Annotated in this window: 12 protein-coding genes; 7 read left to right on the top strand and 5 right to left on the bottom strand. The window is 72.8% G+C overall.

Going from position 1 to position 14,777, the window contains the following annotated elements:
• Position 1: 1 nt before the first annotated feature.
• Together AB0I60_RS21190 and hemA are read right to left on the bottom strand one after the other, a co-directional pair.
• Positions 2–841 carry a TauD/TfdA family dioxygenase gene (locus AB0I60_RS21190; RefSeq protein WP_360732180.1) on the bottom strand — a complete coding sequence of 280 codons (840 nt, stop codon included), beginning with the start codon at positions 839–841 and terminating at the stop codon, positions 2–4.
• A complete protein-coding gene (gene hemA / locus AB0I60_RS21185; RefSeq protein WP_360732178.1) occupies positions 841–2,100 on the bottom strand; it encodes a 5-aminolevulinate synthase in 1,260 nt (419 codons plus the stop codon). Before hemA ends, AB0I60_RS21190 begins: the two co-directional genes overlap by 1 nt.
• A gap of 435 nt (positions 2,101–2,535) precedes the next feature.
• Between hemA and AB0I60_RS21180 the strand changes: the two genes are divergently transcribed.
• Complete coding sequence (locus tag AB0I60_RS21180) at positions 2,536–3,855, top strand: MFS transporter (RefSeq protein ID WP_360732177.1); 1,320 nt, start codon at positions 2,536–2,538, stop codon at positions 3,853–3,855.
• A gap of 871 nt (positions 3,856–4,726) precedes the next feature.
• Positions 4,727–6,289 (top strand): tryptophan halogenase family protein, encoded by a 1,563-nt coding sequence (locus AB0I60_RS21175; RefSeq protein ID WP_360732175.1) that lies wholly within the window; start codon positions 4,727–4,729, stop codon positions 6,287–6,289.
• A 576-nt stretch (positions 6,290–6,865) separates the two neighbouring features.
• Here AB0I60_RS21175 and AB0I60_RS21170 read toward each other — a convergent pair.
• Positions 6,866–7,117, bottom strand: coding sequence for a DUF6289 family protein (locus AB0I60_RS21170; RefSeq protein WP_360732174.1), 252 nt, complete (start codon positions 7,115–7,117; stop codon positions 6,866–6,868).
• Between the two features lie 125 nt (positions 7,118–7,242).
• Here AB0I60_RS21170 and AB0I60_RS21165 point away from each other — a divergent pair, with 125 nt between their 5' ends.
• From AB0I60_RS21165 to AB0I60_RS21145, 5 genes are all read left to right on the top strand, one after another.
• Positions 7,243–8,088 carry an alpha/beta fold hydrolase gene (locus tag AB0I60_RS21165; protein ID WP_360732173.1) on the top strand — a complete coding sequence of 282 codons (846 nt, stop codon included), beginning with the start codon at positions 7,243–7,245 and terminating at the stop codon, positions 8,086–8,088.
• Positions 8,089–8,649: 561 nt separating this feature from the next.
• Complete coding sequence (locus AB0I60_RS21160; protein ID WP_360732171.1) at positions 8,650–10,356, top strand: glycosyltransferase; 1,707 nt, start codon at positions 8,650–8,652, stop codon at positions 10,354–10,356.
• 18 nt (positions 10,357–10,374) lie between these two features.
• Positions 10,375–10,929 (top strand): hypothetical protein, encoded by a 555-nt coding sequence (locus tag AB0I60_RS21155; protein WP_360732169.1) that lies wholly within the window; start codon positions 10,375–10,377, stop codon positions 10,927–10,929.
• Positions 10,926–12,380 carry an AMP-binding protein gene (locus tag AB0I60_RS21150; RefSeq protein ID WP_360732167.1) on the top strand — a complete coding sequence of 485 codons (1,455 nt, stop codon included), beginning with the start codon at positions 10,926–10,928 and terminating at the stop codon, positions 12,378–12,380. Before AB0I60_RS21155 ends, AB0I60_RS21150 begins: the two co-directional genes overlap by 4 nt.
• Positions 12,381–12,431: 51 nt before the next feature.
• Positions 12,432–13,073, top strand: coding sequence for a TetR/AcrR family transcriptional regulator (locus tag AB0I60_RS21145; RefSeq protein WP_360732165.1), 642 nt, complete (start codon positions 12,432–12,434; stop codon positions 13,071–13,073).
• Here AB0I60_RS21145 and AB0I60_RS21140 read toward each other — a convergent pair.
• Together AB0I60_RS21140 and AB0I60_RS21135 are read right to left on the bottom strand one after the other, a co-directional pair.
• Positions 13,027–13,815, bottom strand: a complete 789-nt coding sequence (locus AB0I60_RS21140) for an SDR family NAD(P)-dependent oxidoreductase (RefSeq protein ID WP_360732163.1) — start codon at positions 13,813–13,815, stop codon at positions 13,027–13,029. The genes AB0I60_RS21145 and AB0I60_RS21140 overlap by 47 nt on opposite strands.
• A gap of 261 nt (positions 13,816–14,076) precedes the next feature.
• Positions 14,077–14,649 (bottom strand): snapalysin family zinc-dependent metalloprotease, encoded by a 573-nt coding sequence (locus AB0I60_RS21135; protein WP_360732162.1) that lies wholly within the window; start codon positions 14,647–14,649, stop codon positions 14,077–14,079.
• Between the last annotated feature and the right edge of the window lie 128 nt (positions 14,650–14,777).

Here is a 14,777-nt window from a genome sequence, read left to right as displayed (position 1 = left end):
GTCAGCCCACTTCGATGCTGACCCGGTGCACCGTGCGCCCCACGCCGGGTTCGACGTCCGTCGCGGCGTGCAGCGTGGTCCGGGTCTTCCACACCACCAGGTCGTTGGTGGTCCAGCGGTGCTCGTAGACCCGCTGCTCGTCCTGGATCAGCCGGTCGAGCAGCTCGAAGAACGCGGCGTTCTCGTTGTGGTCGAAGCCGACCACCGAGTCCAGGTACTCCGGTGCCCCGTAGAGGAAGCGCTTGCCGGTGTGCGGGTCGGTCTGCACGAGGGGGTGCTCGACCTTCGGGTGGTTCTCGTCGATCCACGCCTTGAACTCGGCCACCGAGTAGCCGACGTGCTCGTCGCGGATGCGCAGCCGCTTGGCGACGCTGTGCAGCGCGGTCCGGCCCTCGACCTTGCTCTTCCACTCCTCGGGCAGCCGGTCGTAGACGTCCACCGCGTTGGCGAACAGCGTGTGGCCGCTGGTGCTGGGCACGTTGACGCCGTGCAGCAGCGTGTAGGGCGCGGGGTTCGCCACGAACGACGAGTCCTGGTGCCAGAAGTTGCCGACCCGGGCGACGCCGACCGGCTTGTTGTCGCGCACCTCGTTCGAGGAGATCATGATCTCCTTGACCTCGGGGTGGCGGTAGCGCTCCAGGACGAACGGCACCGGCGTGCCGATCCGGGAGGCGAGCTCCACCTGCTCGTGCGGCGTCAGCTCGATACCGCGCACGATGACCAGCTCGTGCTGGTTGAGAGCGTCGACGAACTCGGCGAACACGTCGTCGTGCTCCAGGTCGGCGTACTCGACGCCGGTCAGCTCGGCCCCGATGAACTCGGTGATGGGCTTGACTGCCATCACACCCTCCTGACTTCTTCGAGCGCGAGACTCTCGTCCAGCGCGGTGGCGAACCGGGTGACGTCCTCTTCGGTGCGGTACGGCGCGACGGTGACCCGCAACCGCTCCGCTCCCGCCTCGACCGACGGGAAGTTGATGGGCTGCACGTAGATCCGGTGGTCGACCAGCAGCCGGTCGGCCACGCCGCGCACCGCCTCGTTGCCGGGCACCAGCACCGGGATGATGTGGTCCTCGCCGTCGACGAACGCGATCCGCCGGCGGCGCAGCTCGTCCTTGAGCTGCCGGGACCGGGCCGCGACCGCGCGCCGCAGGTCCTTGCCCGCCTGCACCAGGTCGAGCCCGGCGGCGGTGGCGTCCATGGCCGACTGGGGCAGCGAGGTGGTGAAGATGAACCCCGGCGAGTGCGACCGCACGTAGTCCAGCGCCGCGTCGGGACCGGCGACGTACCCGCCGACCGTGCCCAGGGCCTTGCCGAACACGCCCTGGATGAACGTGGGCCGGTGCTCGCCGATCTCCTCGGTGATGCCCGCCCCGGTGGGGCCCTTCACGCCGATGGCGTGCGTCTCGTCCAGGTAGGTCAGCGCGTCGTAACGGTCGGCGAGGTCGCAGATCTCGCGCAGCGGCGAGGTGTCGGCGTCCATCGAGTACACCGACTCGAACACGATCAGCTTCGGCGCGTCCGGCGGGCACGCGCGCAGCGCCGTTTCCAGCGCGTCCACGTCGTTGTGCGCGAACACGTGCCGTTCACGGCCGGAGCGGCGGATTCCCTCGATCAACGAGCGGTGGTTCGCGGCGTCGGAGAAGACCACGATGTCCGGCACGGCGGCCAGCAGCACGCTGAGCGTTTCGAAGTTCGCCGTGTACCCGCTGGAGAAGATCAGCGCGCGTTCTTTGCCGTGCCAGCGCGCCAACCGCTCCTCCAGCGCCACGTGCGTGGTGCTGGTCCCGCCGATGTTGCGCGAACCGCCCATCCCGGTGCCGTGCCGGACCGTGGAGTCGACCTGCGCGCGGATCAGTTCCGGGTGCCGGCTCAGTCCCAGGTAGTCGTTGCTGCACCACACCTCGACCTGGTCGCGCCCGGTGCGCCCGGGGTTGGCGGCGGAGTGCGCGGTGGGGAAGAAATGGCGGTAGCGCCCTTCGGCGTGCAGCCGGGAGACGCCGTCGGCGAGCAGCCGGAGCACGGCGGAGGACCTCGGCGGGGTTTCTCCGGCGAGCCGTCCGGCCGCCGATGTCGTTTCGGTGTCAGCAGTAACGGACATGTGCGGTCCACATTCCTGATCGGTCGGCGGAGTTCGTCCGTTCAGCCCATTCCGGGTCACCCGGAAAGGGCTGCGGCCGGGGATGGCCGTGGTTTCACGGAAGTCCCCTCGAATGGTGTTGGATACAGTTCTTACCCGTCCGTCCGGGCGGTCGGAAGGTGAACGGCCGGGTCAACTTGGTCAGCGGCGGCGGACAGCCCGGTCAACACCGCTGACCACGGGCGATCCGGAATGCGTCTGTGCGGGAAGCCGCACGTCGGGTGGAATGGCTGACCAAACTGACCAGGTTGACCCCCCGAACGCACCCGCCGGGTACTCCGAAAGTGCCACAATCGTCCGGCAGTCCGCCGCGCCGGGATCGCTCCGGCTGGGGTGCGGGTTTCGTTCGAATAAAAAAGGGCTCGGTGTCCGAGCTGTTTTCGGGAGGGTGACGTCATGCCAATCGCGGTCTTCGCGCTGGCACTGTGCGGGTTCGGGATCGGCACCACCGAGTTCGTCGTGATGGGTCTGCTGCCCGAGGTCGCGCGCGACCTCGACGTCGGCGTCACCACGGCGGGCGTGCTGATCTCCGGCTACGCGGTGGGCGTGGTGCTCGGCGGGCCGATCCTGGTGGCGCTCGGCATCCGCGTGCCGCGCAAGAGGATGCTGCTGTCGCTGATGGCGATCTTCGTCGTGGGCAACCTGGTGTCCGCGCTCGCGCCGGGCTACGAGCTGCTGATGGCCGGCCGGGTCGCCACGGCGGTGTGCCACGGCGCGTTCCTCGGCCTGGCGTCGGTCGTCGCGGCCGACCTGGCCGACGAGGGCCGCACCGCGCGCGCGGTCGCCCTGGTGTTCGCGGGCGGCGCGTTCGCCAACGTGGTCGGTGCCCCGCTGGGCACGTTCGTCGGGCAGAACTTCGGCTGGCGCACCACCTTCTGGATGCTGGTGGTGATCGGCCTGGTCGGCTTCGCGGGCATCGCGCGGCTGGTGCCCGAGCGGGCGTCGTCGGCCGGCGCGGGGCTGCGCGCCGAACTCGTGGTGTTCCTGCGCCCGCAGGTCCTGCTCGGCCTGGCCATGACCGCGCTGAGCATCGGCGCGCTGTTCACCTCCTTCACCTACGTCGCACCGCTGCTGACCGAGGTGACCGGCTTCTCGTCGGGCGCGCTGACCCCGCTGCTGGTGCTGTTCGGCATCGGCCTGGTCCTGGGCAACACGGTCGGCGGCAAGCTCGGCGACCGGATCGGCCTGATCCGCACCCTGGCCCTGGCGCTGACCGCGCTGACCGTCGTGCTGGCCGCGTTCACCGCCACCGCGCACGCGCAGGTGCCGGCCGCGATCACGCTCGCCCTGGTCGGCTTCGCGGGCTTCGCCACCGTGCCGGGCCTGATGACCAGGGTGATCGGGAAGGCGGTCGGCGCACCGACGCTGGCCGCCGTGGTCACCGTGTCGGCGTCCAACGTGGGCATCGCGCTCGGCGCGTGGCTGGGCGGCGTCGCCATCGACGCGGGCCTGGGCTACACCGCGCCGAACTGGCTGGGCGCGGCCATGGCGGCGGGCGCGCTCCTGCTGACCCTGCTGTCCGGCGCACTCGACCGCCGCACGCCCCCCACCGACCCGGCGCACCCCGTCCCTGCGGACCCCACCCCTGCGGACCCCACCCCGGTCGTCACCGACCCGGTGTCTGCCGCCCCCGCGAGCGCCGCTCCCGTGAACGCCGACCCGGCGTCCACCACTGCGGCACGCGCAGGCGCCGAACCCGGCCCGGCGGCGGGCTGACCCCCGACCGCCTCCCGTGGGCGGCTCGGAACCCCCAGATCCGAGCCGCCCACCACCACGGCCCCCACCACCAACAGCACGTCGGCACCGGGCAGCACGCCCGCCGGCACCCCTGACACCACCGCCGCCACGGCGGCGACCACCCGACCGACCCCGTCCCCACCGCGCCGCCGGCCCGTCCGGCGGCGCTTTCGCGTCTGATCGGTCCCTCCCGGCCCGCCGGTGCCCGCCCACGTCCCCGGCTCGCTGTCAACCCTCCGCCCGGTCGCCGGCCGCCGACGGTATTGGCGGATCTTTGCGGTACCCATTCTATATTTCGGGGAATAGGTTGAGTCGCCCGGTCGCGGCGTGTATACCTCTGCGGGGGTGCGACGCGAATACTGGGGTGGTAAATGGTGGTGGAACGCGGCGTGATCACTTCTCGACAACCCTCCGACAAGACCTCGGCCGAGCTGTTCGTTTTCGGTCGAAATGATCACGGCTCGGCCTCCGGGACGTCCCCGACCTGCGTCGACACCCTCGCTCCGGGCTCTCCGGCAGGTGCCGCCGGGTAGCCCGGGAGATCTGTCCGCCGGTTCTCACCCGGGTCGGCGCGCTGTCACGACCGGTGTTCGCCGACCGGTCCTGGTGACGTGCCCTCGAGGTGGCGAGGATTGCCGCGGTGAGGTCGCCGGCGGGTCCCGTCGGTGTAGGTATCGGTTTTCCGAATAGCTCGTGGGGTGATCTCGGCGAGCATTCCGCCGATTGGTGGAAATGCTCGGCGCGACCACCCGCGCACAATCGATTCACCGCCGTCGGCCGACAGGGCGCGGCGGTCACCGTCCCGGGTCGGTAGCCGCGGGCCGGTCCAGGTCGAAGGGGAGAGGTTGGGATGAACACCAAGAATCCGGAGCACGTGGTCGTGGTGGGCGGGGGGACCGCGGGTTGGATGACCGCCTCGTACCTCAAGGCGGCGTTCGGCGACCGGATCTCGGTCACCCTCGTGGAGTCCGGGCAGATCGGCACCATCGGTGTCGGCGAGGCCACGTTCAGCGACATCCGGCACTTCTTCCAGTTCCTCGACCTCAAGGAGGAGGACTGGATGCCGGCCTGCAACGCCACCTACAAGCTGGCCGTCCGGTTCGAGAACTGGCGGGAGCCGGGGCACCACTTCTACCACCCGTTCGAGCAGATGCGGTCGGTCGGCGGCTTCCCGCTCAGCGACTGGTGGCTGAACAACGGCCCGTCCGAGCGGTTCGACAAGGACTGCTTCGTCATGGCGTCCATCTGCGACGCCGGCCGCAGCCCCCGCCACATGGACGGTCGGCTGCTGGAGCAGGACTTCGTGGAGGGCGCGGAGGAGCCCGTCGGGCTCACCATGTCCGAGCACCAGGGCAAGACCCAGTTCCCCTACGCCTACCACTTCGAAGCCGCCCTGCTCGCCAAGTACCTCAACAAGTACTCCGTGGACCGGGGCGTGCGGCACATCGTCGACGAGGTGCAGGACGTCCGGCTCGACGAGCGCGGCTGGATCGACCACGTGGTCACCAAGGAGCACGGGGAGCTGCACGGCGACCTGTTCGTCGACTGCACCGGGTTCCGGGGGCTGCTGATCAACAAGGCGCTCGGGGTGCAGTTCCAGTCCTACCAGGACACCCTGCCCAACGACAGCGCGGTGGCGCTCCAGGTGCCGCTGAACATGCAGGAGCGCGGCCTGCGGCCGTGCACCACGGCGACCGCGCAGGAGTCCGGCTGGATCTGGACCATCCCGCTGTTCGGCCGGATCGGCACCGGCTACGTCTACGCCAAGGACTACTGCTCGCCCGAGGAGGCCGAGCGGACGCTGCGCGCGTTCGTCGGGCCCGAGGCGCAGGACGTCGAGGCCAACCACATCCGGATGCGGATCGGCCGCAGCGAGCGGTCGTGGGAGAACAACTGCGTCGCCATCGGCCTGTCCAGCGGTTTCGTGGAGCCGCTGGAGTCCACCGGGATCTTCTTCATCCACCACGCGATCGAGCAGCTCGTCAAGTTCTTCCCGGGTCAGGACTGGAACCCGAAGCAGCGCGACATGTACAACTCGGCGATCGCCAACGTGATGGACGGCGTCCGCGAGTTCCTGGTGCTGCACTACCTCAGCGCGAAGCGCGACGACACCCAGTACTGGAAGGACACCAAGACCCGGGTCGTGCCGGACGGCCTGGCCGAGCGGCTGGAGCGCTGGAAGGTCCAGCTCCCGGACTCGGAGAACATCTTCCCCTACTACCACGGGCTGCCGCCGTACTCCTACATGTGCATCCTGCTCGGCGGTGGTGCGATCCCGGTGCGCCCGTCGCCGTCGATCGCCCTGTCCGACGACACGGCGGCGCGCAAGGAGTTCGCGGCCATCCGGGACAAGGCGCGGCACCTGGTGGAGCGGCTGCCCAGCCAGTACGAGTACCACGCCCGCCTGCACTGACCCGCGAGGACCGGCGGCGGGCCCGCACCGGGCCGGGCACCCGGCCGACCACGTCCGCCGCCCCGGTCCGGCGGGTCACCGCGACCCGCCGGACCGGGGCGCACGGCCGGGCGTCCGCCCCGGGCGACCCCGACCCCGCCGCCCGTACCGCGCCCCGCCGCCGCCACACCGGCGGCGGGGCGCGGTCGCGCATACCTCGGAAAGGGCGGGTATTCACCCGTTCGATAGCGGGACGTGTGGTTGCCGGTGCATTCTTTTCCGTGCCGTGGGGAATCCCTGCGCGCAAATAGTTTGTGCACGGGTGCGGACTTCGGGATAACCTGGGGTGGTCGCACTGGGAATGCAACGCGCGACACGCTCGAAGCCGGGGGGTGGAGCGACCGAACAGCGTGGAGTCCCGCCGTGCCGCTGATCCTGGTCGTGGCGTGGTGGTCGAGTGCACAGCGAAGCGATTCGCCGTGCCCCGGCAAGGTTCTGCCGCAGGGGGAAAGTGCGTTGGCCCGATCAGCGGGCGTCCGCCGCAGTGCTCGTCGTGGCGGACGCCCGCTTCCCTGCGCCTTCGGGCGGCCCGGCGGGTCAGAGCGGGTTGCACTCCGCCTGGTGGGTCAGCACGAAGCGGGTGGTCTGGCCCCAGGTGTCGGTGGACCCGTCGCAGAACCGGGTGAACCCGCCGACGACGGACGTGTGCGCGTTGGTGGAGTAGTAGGTGCGCGAGCACTGGTACCCGGCCTTGCACATCGGGATCGCTTGCGCGGGCACGGCGGTCAGCAGCGACGCGGCGGTCAGCGCCGAGACGAGCACGGCCGAGCCGATGGTACGGCGGATCATGGCCACCCCCAGGCTATGTGATTTCGTTTCACGTTAAAGCGCCGGCCCGGCGGGCGAAATCGACCATCCGGCCCCAGCCGGGCCCTCGTGCGACCCGCCGCTCGGACGGCGGCGAAGATGGCCGGGTGACGACTCCGACCTTCGTGTTCGTGCACGGCTCGAACAGCAACTCCTTCTCGTGGGGCCCGTTGCAGCGCGAACTCGCGCTGCTCGGCCACCGGACCCTCGCCGTCGACCTGCCCGGCCACGGTTTCGCCGCCGCCTACCCGCGCGCCTACCAGGCACCGCAGGACCTCGCGGCGCTCGCGTCCGCGCCGTCCGCCTTCGCGGGCCTCACGCAGGCAGACGCGGTGCAGCACGTGGTGGACGTGGTGCGCCGGGCCGCCGGGCACGGGCCGGTGCTCCTGGTCGGGCACAGCCGGGGCGGGTTCACCCTGACCGGTGTCGCCAACGCCGTGCCGGACCTGCTGCACCGGGTCGTCTACATCTCCGCCTGGTGCTGCGTGGCCGCCGACGCCGCCGAGTACGGCCGGTCCCCGGAGAACGCGACCAGCGTGCTCGGCGCCACCACCGGCGTCCTGGTCGGCGACCCGGGCGCGCTGGGCGTGCTCCGGATGAACTGGCGCACCGCCGACCCGGCCCTGCTCGACGCGCTCAAGCTCGCCACGCTCGACGACGGGACCGACGCGGAGTTCCTGGCCTTCCTCGCCACCCTGGAGCCCGACGAGGGCCTGGACGCGGGCACCGACCGGGTAGACCCGGTGGCGTGGGCCGGGCTCGCGCACACCTACGTGCGGTTGGCCGGCGACCGGTCGGTCCCGCCTGCCCTCCAGGACCGGTTCATCCGCGAGGCAGACGCGCTGCTGCCCGGCAACCCGTTCGACGTGCGCACGCTCGACAGCAGCCACGTCGGTTTCCTGGTCCGGCCGGCAGCCGCCGCCGAACTGCTCGCGGACCTGGCGAGCGGTTGACCGCCCGGTGCGGCCCGCGATTTTCACCGTTGTGCTTTCCGGGGAGTCCGCCGAATAGCGCCGGTTGAGCGGGCGGATCCGAGTGGCCCAATTCACGGGCCACTCGGGTCCGAATTCGGGGTAATCGGGCGGTGCGGTGCACTCCAGGCGCGGTGGCGGTGCCGCCGCGCACCCGGCGCGACCACCCCCACCGGCAGTGGTACCGGGCGTGCGCCGGACGCCGGACCAGGGCGCCGAACCCGTCGGCACGGCCGGACAAAGCGGTCCGAACGGCTGTACCGCTTTCCGCCGAACCGGCCATAGCATCCGGTGAATACCCGGCGGTGATGGGGCGTTTGAGCTGCGCGGTCGTTTCCGTCCGAATTTCTCCGGGATGCACCCTGGTGTTGTCGGACGTGCGCCTCTATGCTCTGTCCGAACAGGCGGATCTTGATGCCGTGGTCGGGTGTTCCACGGATATCGGCCCGGCTGTCCGGAAAGCGAATGCAGCGGCGCGTCGGAAGTGGCGGGAACACCTCGGCGACGCCGGGTGCGCACACCGGCGTGGGTGAAAGGCGACTCGTGAACCCCACCGTGGTGCCGGGACTGGTCTCGGTCGTGATGCTCGTCCGCAACCGCCTGGAGTACACCCGGCTGGCGGTCGGGTCGCTCGCCCGCGCGACCGGCGACCTGGAGTTCGTCATCGTGGACAACGCCTCGCACGACGGCACCGCCGACTACCTGGACGAGTTCGCGGCGGCCGGCGGCCGGCCGGTCACCACCCTGCGGTTCCCCGACGACCGGGGCGGCGCGGAACGCCGCAACGCGGGCGCGGCGGCGGCGCGCGGCGAGTACCTCTTCTTCGTCGACAACGACGTGGTGGCCGACGACCCCGGCGTGGTCGAGGCGCTGGCCGCCGAGCTGGCCGCCGACCCGTCGGTCGCGGCGGTGTCGCCGCTGCTGCTCTACCCCGGCGACGACGGCCTGGTGCAGTGCGCGGGCGGCGGCTCCACCGGCGACGGCCGGATCGGCCTGGTCGGGCGCGGCCGGCCGGTCGCCGACGCGCACCGGGTCCGCCGCGAGCAGACCTGGGCCCCGACCGCCGCGCTGATGGTCCGCCGCACCTCCTTCAGCCGGGCGGGCGGCTTCGACGTGGCGTTCGACCCGGTGTCGCTGTGCGAGGACGTCGACCTGTGCTGCCGGCTGGGCGCGGCCGGCGAGCGCGTGGTCTACGTCGGCTCGGTGGCGATGCGGCACTTCGAGGGCACCACGTTCAACCACGTGGGCCACGACAAGCTGCGCGTCTGGAAGCGGCACATGCGGGTGCTGCGCGCCCGCTGGTCCGGCGTGTTCGCGGCCGGGCCCCGGCACCCGGCCACCGACCTGGACTGGACGCCGGTCGGCAAGGACTACCGCGACCTCGACCGGCCCCGGGTGTGGCCGCTCGTGCGGGCCGCCGACCCCGGCTTCTTCACCAGCGACCGGGCGCTGGCGCTGCCCGGCCCCGAGGACGTGCGGGTGCTCGCGGTCGACTGCGCGCCCGCCACCCACCTCGCGCTGCGCACCGTGCCGGGCGTGCGCCTGGTCGGGGTCGCCGACCAGGACCCGACGGCGCTGCTCGCCGCCGTCCGCGCCCACGACGTGCCGTGGGCGATGCGGGACGCGGCCCGGCTGCTCGACACCGTGCCGTGCGAGGGCGTGGTGATCGGGTCGCACCGGCCCGACCTGGCGGTCGCCGCGCTGCGCCGGGGCCTGCACGTGCTGCTCGAACCGGCCGCCATCTCCGACGACGCCGAGCTGGGCGAGGCCGCGCGGTCGTCGGAGGGCCGGTGCGCGGTCGTCCGACCGTGGGCCGAGCACCCCGAGCTGACCGCGCTGGCCCGAGCGGTCGCGTCGGGCCGCGTGGGCGAGCCGACCCGGTTCACCGCCCGCCTGGAGCACCCCGGCGGCGAGGCCCTGCCGCACCTGCTCGACGCCGTGGAGCAGGTGCTCGGCGGCCCGGTGGGGACCGTGGTGAAGACCGTGTCCACGCACCGCATCCGGGCGACGGTCGTGGTCGCGGGCGTGCGCGGCGCGGTGGAGACGACCGGGTCGGCGCGCTCGCGGCTGCGCGTCGCGGTGTACGGCGACGGCGAGCTGTCCATCGACATCGGGCCCACGACCCGGCCGTACGCGGATTTCGTGGAGGCCGCGCGCGGCGGGCTGGTCCGGTGGGCCGGGCTCGGTCCCGCCGTCGCCCGGCTCGTGCGGTGGCGTGACGAGGCGGCGGCGTCCAGCGCCGCCGGGTGACCAACGAGGAGGCACGCGGTGACGGGCAACAGGTCGGCGGAGCGGAACTTACGGTGCCGGTACGACCCCCCGGCGGACGTCCTGGAGCTCGACCTGCGCGACCTGCCCGGCAGGCTCCGCGCGCTGTTGCTGCTCGACGGCACGTTGACGACCGCACTGGAGGCGTACCGGCTCGCACCCGTGGTGGTGGACGTGCTCTCCCACGGCCGGATCGACCTCGACGAGCATTTCGCGCGCTGGCTCGACGCCACCCCCGGCACGTCCGCGCTGGCCCGGCGGACGGCGCTGCACGACGCCCACACCGGTGAGCTGCTGGTCGAGGCCGAGACCGTGATGCTGCCCGACCGGCTGCCGCCCGCCTTCCCCGACGCGCTGCGCGTCGGCGAACCCGGCATCGGCGACGCCCTGACCCGGCTGCGCGTCGCGCACCGCCGGGAGATGCTCTGGTACGGCCACGACTCCGTCGGGCTCGTCCGCTGCCACCGCCTGGTGCACGCGGCCCACCCGGTCGCCTGCGTCCGCGAGTCGTTCCCCGGCCTGGACGCCGTGCCCGAGGCCCGGAGCCGGAGGTGAGGGCCAACCTGGTCGGCGTCCTGCGCGACCGCGCGGCGGCGGGGGGCTGGCTGGACCGCCCGGCCTACGAGGGGGCCGGCACCACCACCCACGCCGAGGTGTACGCGTCCGCCGCGCGGACGGCGGGCGGCCTGCGCGCCGCCGGCGTCCAGGCGGGCGACCGCGTGGTGGTGCTGCTGGACGACGACCCGGACTTCGTGTCGGTGTTCCTGGGCGCGGCCTCCATCGGGGCCGTCGCCGCGCCGGTCAACCCCCGGCTGCACCCCGACGAGCGACGAGCGGCGCTGGTCACCGCAGACCCCGCCCTGGTCGTGTGCCGGCCGGGCGACCTCGCCGCGCTGCGCGACTTCCCGGCCACCGCGTTCGCCGGGCTGCCCGCCGCCGACCCGGTGCGCCCGGTGCCGTGCGGGCTGGACGTGCCGGCGTTCGCGCTGCTCACCTCGGGCACGACCGGGGCGCCGAAGCTGTGCCCGCACCACCACGCCGACCCGCTGGTCTACCAGCGGGCGTTCGGCGGCCCGGTGCTCGGGCTCGCGCCGGACGACGTGGTGCACTCGGTGTCCAAGATGTACTTCGCCTACGGGCTGGGCAACTCGCTGTTCTACCCGCTGCTCAGCGGCTGTCGCGCGGTGCTCGACCCCGACCCGCCGCAGCCCGGCGACGTGCTGCGCATCCTGGCGGAGCACGAGGTCACCGCGCTGTTCTCGGTGCCGACGTTCTACGCGCGGCTGCTGGCGCACCCGGACGGCGGGCGGCTCGCGGCGCTGCGGGTCGCGGTGACCGCCGGCGAGGTCCTGCCGCCGGCGCTGGAGGAGCGGCTCACGGCCCTGCTGGGCGACCGGCTGTTCAACGGCATCGGCACCACCGAGGTCGGCCAGGCGTTCACCTCCACCACGCCGGCCGCGTGGCGGGCCGGCACGGTGGGCCGCGCGCTGCCGCCCTACCAGGTGCGCGTGGTGGACGACGGGGGAGCGGAGGTCGGGCCGGGCGTGCCGGGGCACCTGGAGGTCCGGGGCCCCACCGTGTCGCTCGGGATGCGCGCCGACGGATCACCGCAGCGCAGCACCGGCTGGTCGGCGACGGGCGACCTGGCCACCGTGGACGACGACGGATTCGTGCGGGTGTCGGGCCGGGCGGACGACGTGGAGAACGTCGGCGGCATCAAGGTCCACCCGGCCGAGGTGGAGAACGTGCTGACCCGCCACCCGCTGGTGCGGGAGGCGGTGGTGTGCGCGGAACCGTCGGGCGGCCTGCTCGCGTACGTGGTGCGCGCCCGCGAGACCGCACCCGATGCCGAGGTGACCGCAGCGCTGCTGGCCGCGTGCCGCGAACGGCTGACCGCGTACAAGGTCCCCCGTGCCGTGGTGTTCGTGCCGGCGCTGCCGCGCACCGGTTCGGGCAAGCTGCGCCGCCACGTGGTCCGGGCCTGGGAGCCCACACCCGTCGTGTGACGGGCCGACGTGCCTTGCCCGTGCGTCGGGGGCGTGGCTAGCTTCGGCGGGGTGAGCAGAGCGTTGACGCCCAAGGGCGAGGCGACCAAGGCGCGGATCGTGGCGGGCGCGGCACGCCTGCTGCGCGACCGCAGCGTCGCCGACACCACGTTGGACGACATCCGCGCGGAGACCGGGACCAGCAAGAGCCAGCTCTTCCACTACTTCCCGGACGGCAAGGACGAGTTGCTGCTCGCCGTCGCCCGCCACGAAGCCGACCTGGTCATCGACGACCAGCAGCCGCGCCTGGGCGACCTGTCGACCTGGGCCGCCTGGCACGAGTGGCGCGACATCGTGCTGCGGCGCTACCGCGACCTGGGCGACAACTGCCCGCTCGGCTCGCTGTTCCTCCAGGTCGGCAGGTCCGGGGTCGGCGCGCGGTCCGTCGTGGACGGTCTGCTGCGGCGCTGGGAGGGCCACCTCGCGGACGGGATGCGGGCGCTGCGGGACGGTGGGCACCTCGACCCGGCGTTCGAGGTGGAGCCGGCGGCGCGCGCCCTGCTCACCGCCGTGCAGGGCGGCGTGACGATCATGCTGTCCACCGGCTCCACCGCGCACCTGGAGGCCGCGCTCGACTGGCACCTCGCGCGGCTGCGCGACTCGGCGGTCAGCCGTGGTACCAGTGGCCGTCGAACCGCAGGGTCACCCCGGTGAGGAAGTCGGCCACCGGGCTCGCCAGGTAGGCGACCGCGCCCGCGATCTCCACGGGCCGGGCGACCCGGCCGACGTCGTTGGGCGCGAGCAGGCGCACCGCCGCCCGCTCGACCTCCTCCCACGTCCCGGTGACGCCGTCGGCCGCCGCCACGGCGGTGAACCGCTCGCGGGTCGCCTCGCTGAGGATGCCGCCCGGCGCGACCAGGTTCGACGTGACGCCGGACTCGCGCAGCTCGCGGGCCAGCGAACGGGTCAGGTTCTCCCGCGCGGAGTTGGTGGCGTTGTAGTGCGGCTGCTGCGGGATGGGGTGCGCGGCGGTGGCGCTGCCGATCTGGATCACCCGGCCCCAGCCGCGCTCCCGCATCGCGGGCACCAGCCGGCGGATCAGCCGCACGCCGGACACCACGTTGGTGTTGTAGATGTCCAGCCACTCGTCGGGCGTGGTGGACCACCAGTCGCGGCTGAGGTCGAAGTACCCGGCGTTGTTGACCAGCACGTCGACCGCACCGGCCGCGTCGGCGACGGCGACGGCCGAGGCGTCGGAGCCCAGCGGGCCGACGACGTGGTCGGCCTTGCCGCCGGCGGCCCGGATGTCGGCGGCCACGGCGGCGGCGCGCTCGGCGTCGCGCCCGTGCACGACCACCTCCGCGCCCTCGGCGGCGAGCAGCGCGGCGATCGCCGCGCCCAGGCCGGAGCTGGACCCGGTCACGAGCGCGCGCTTGCCGGTGAGCTGAAGATCCATCGGGGTCCCCTCGGGGTCGTTCGCGGGTCGTCCGCGATCAGGTGGTCGGGATCCACCGTGCACCCGAAAAAATGGACTGGCAAGTCCAGAAAAACCGACATCGCACGGACCTCGGCGACCGCGTCCGGGCCGACCTGCGCGTCCTCGCGCTTGGCCCCGCTCGGCCTCGCGCCGCGCCCGGCCACGTCCGACCCGTCCCGCCCCCGGACGGACGAGGGCCGGTGCGCACCCCGGTGCGCACCGGCCCCGTGGCGTGCTCCGCTACACGCCGGCCGACGCCGGGGCGTCGAAGACGGTGCTCTCGTCCGGCTGCGCGCCGGGTGCCGGGGCCAGGCCCCGCGACGCCCAGAACCGCTGGACTGCGGCCAGTTCCTGCGCGTTCGGCTGGGCGTTGTCGCACCGGCCGCCCGCCATGACCTTGTCGCAGTTGCCGATGTCCTGCGGGTGGTTCAGGCCCAGGATGTGGCCGAACTCGTGCACGACCACGCGCAGCGGGGCCGCGCCCGACGACCGGATCTGGTTGCGGTAGAAGGTGATCGTGCCCCGGGTGCACCCGACGCAGCTCGCCATGCCCGGTGCCGCGCCGTTCTGCGCGGTCGACGCCGAGATGCCGCCCGCGCCCTTGACCAGCTTGACGCTGGTCACGCCCGCGTTCCAGATCTGCGCCGCCTGGTCGACCAGCGGCGCCAGCTCGGCGGCCCGGCTGGAGTCGTAGTAGATGGTGCGCACCGCCGAGGGCTGCGCCTCCCCGGTCGCCGCGGCGGTCGGGGTGCCGACCAGGGTGACCGAGGCGATCGCACCGACGATCGCCGCCACAAGTTTCGCTCGGAACAACGCCCGCTCCTTCGTTCGATGCTGCCGTCGTGTGCCGACCCGTGGCCGTGGCGGTGCGGCTGTGGTGTCGATCTGTGGCGAAGGTAGCGCCACCGACCGCGACCACAGGCATAACACATCGTCATAAC

The organism is Actinosynnema sp. NPDC050436 (assembly GCF_040655415.1).
Taxonomy (GTDB): domain Bacteria; phylum Actinomycetota; class Actinomycetes; order Mycobacteriales; family Pseudonocardiaceae; genus Actinosynnema.
Note: the sequence above shows the minus strand (reverse complement) of the source record. Positions and strands in the feature narration are given on the sequence as shown.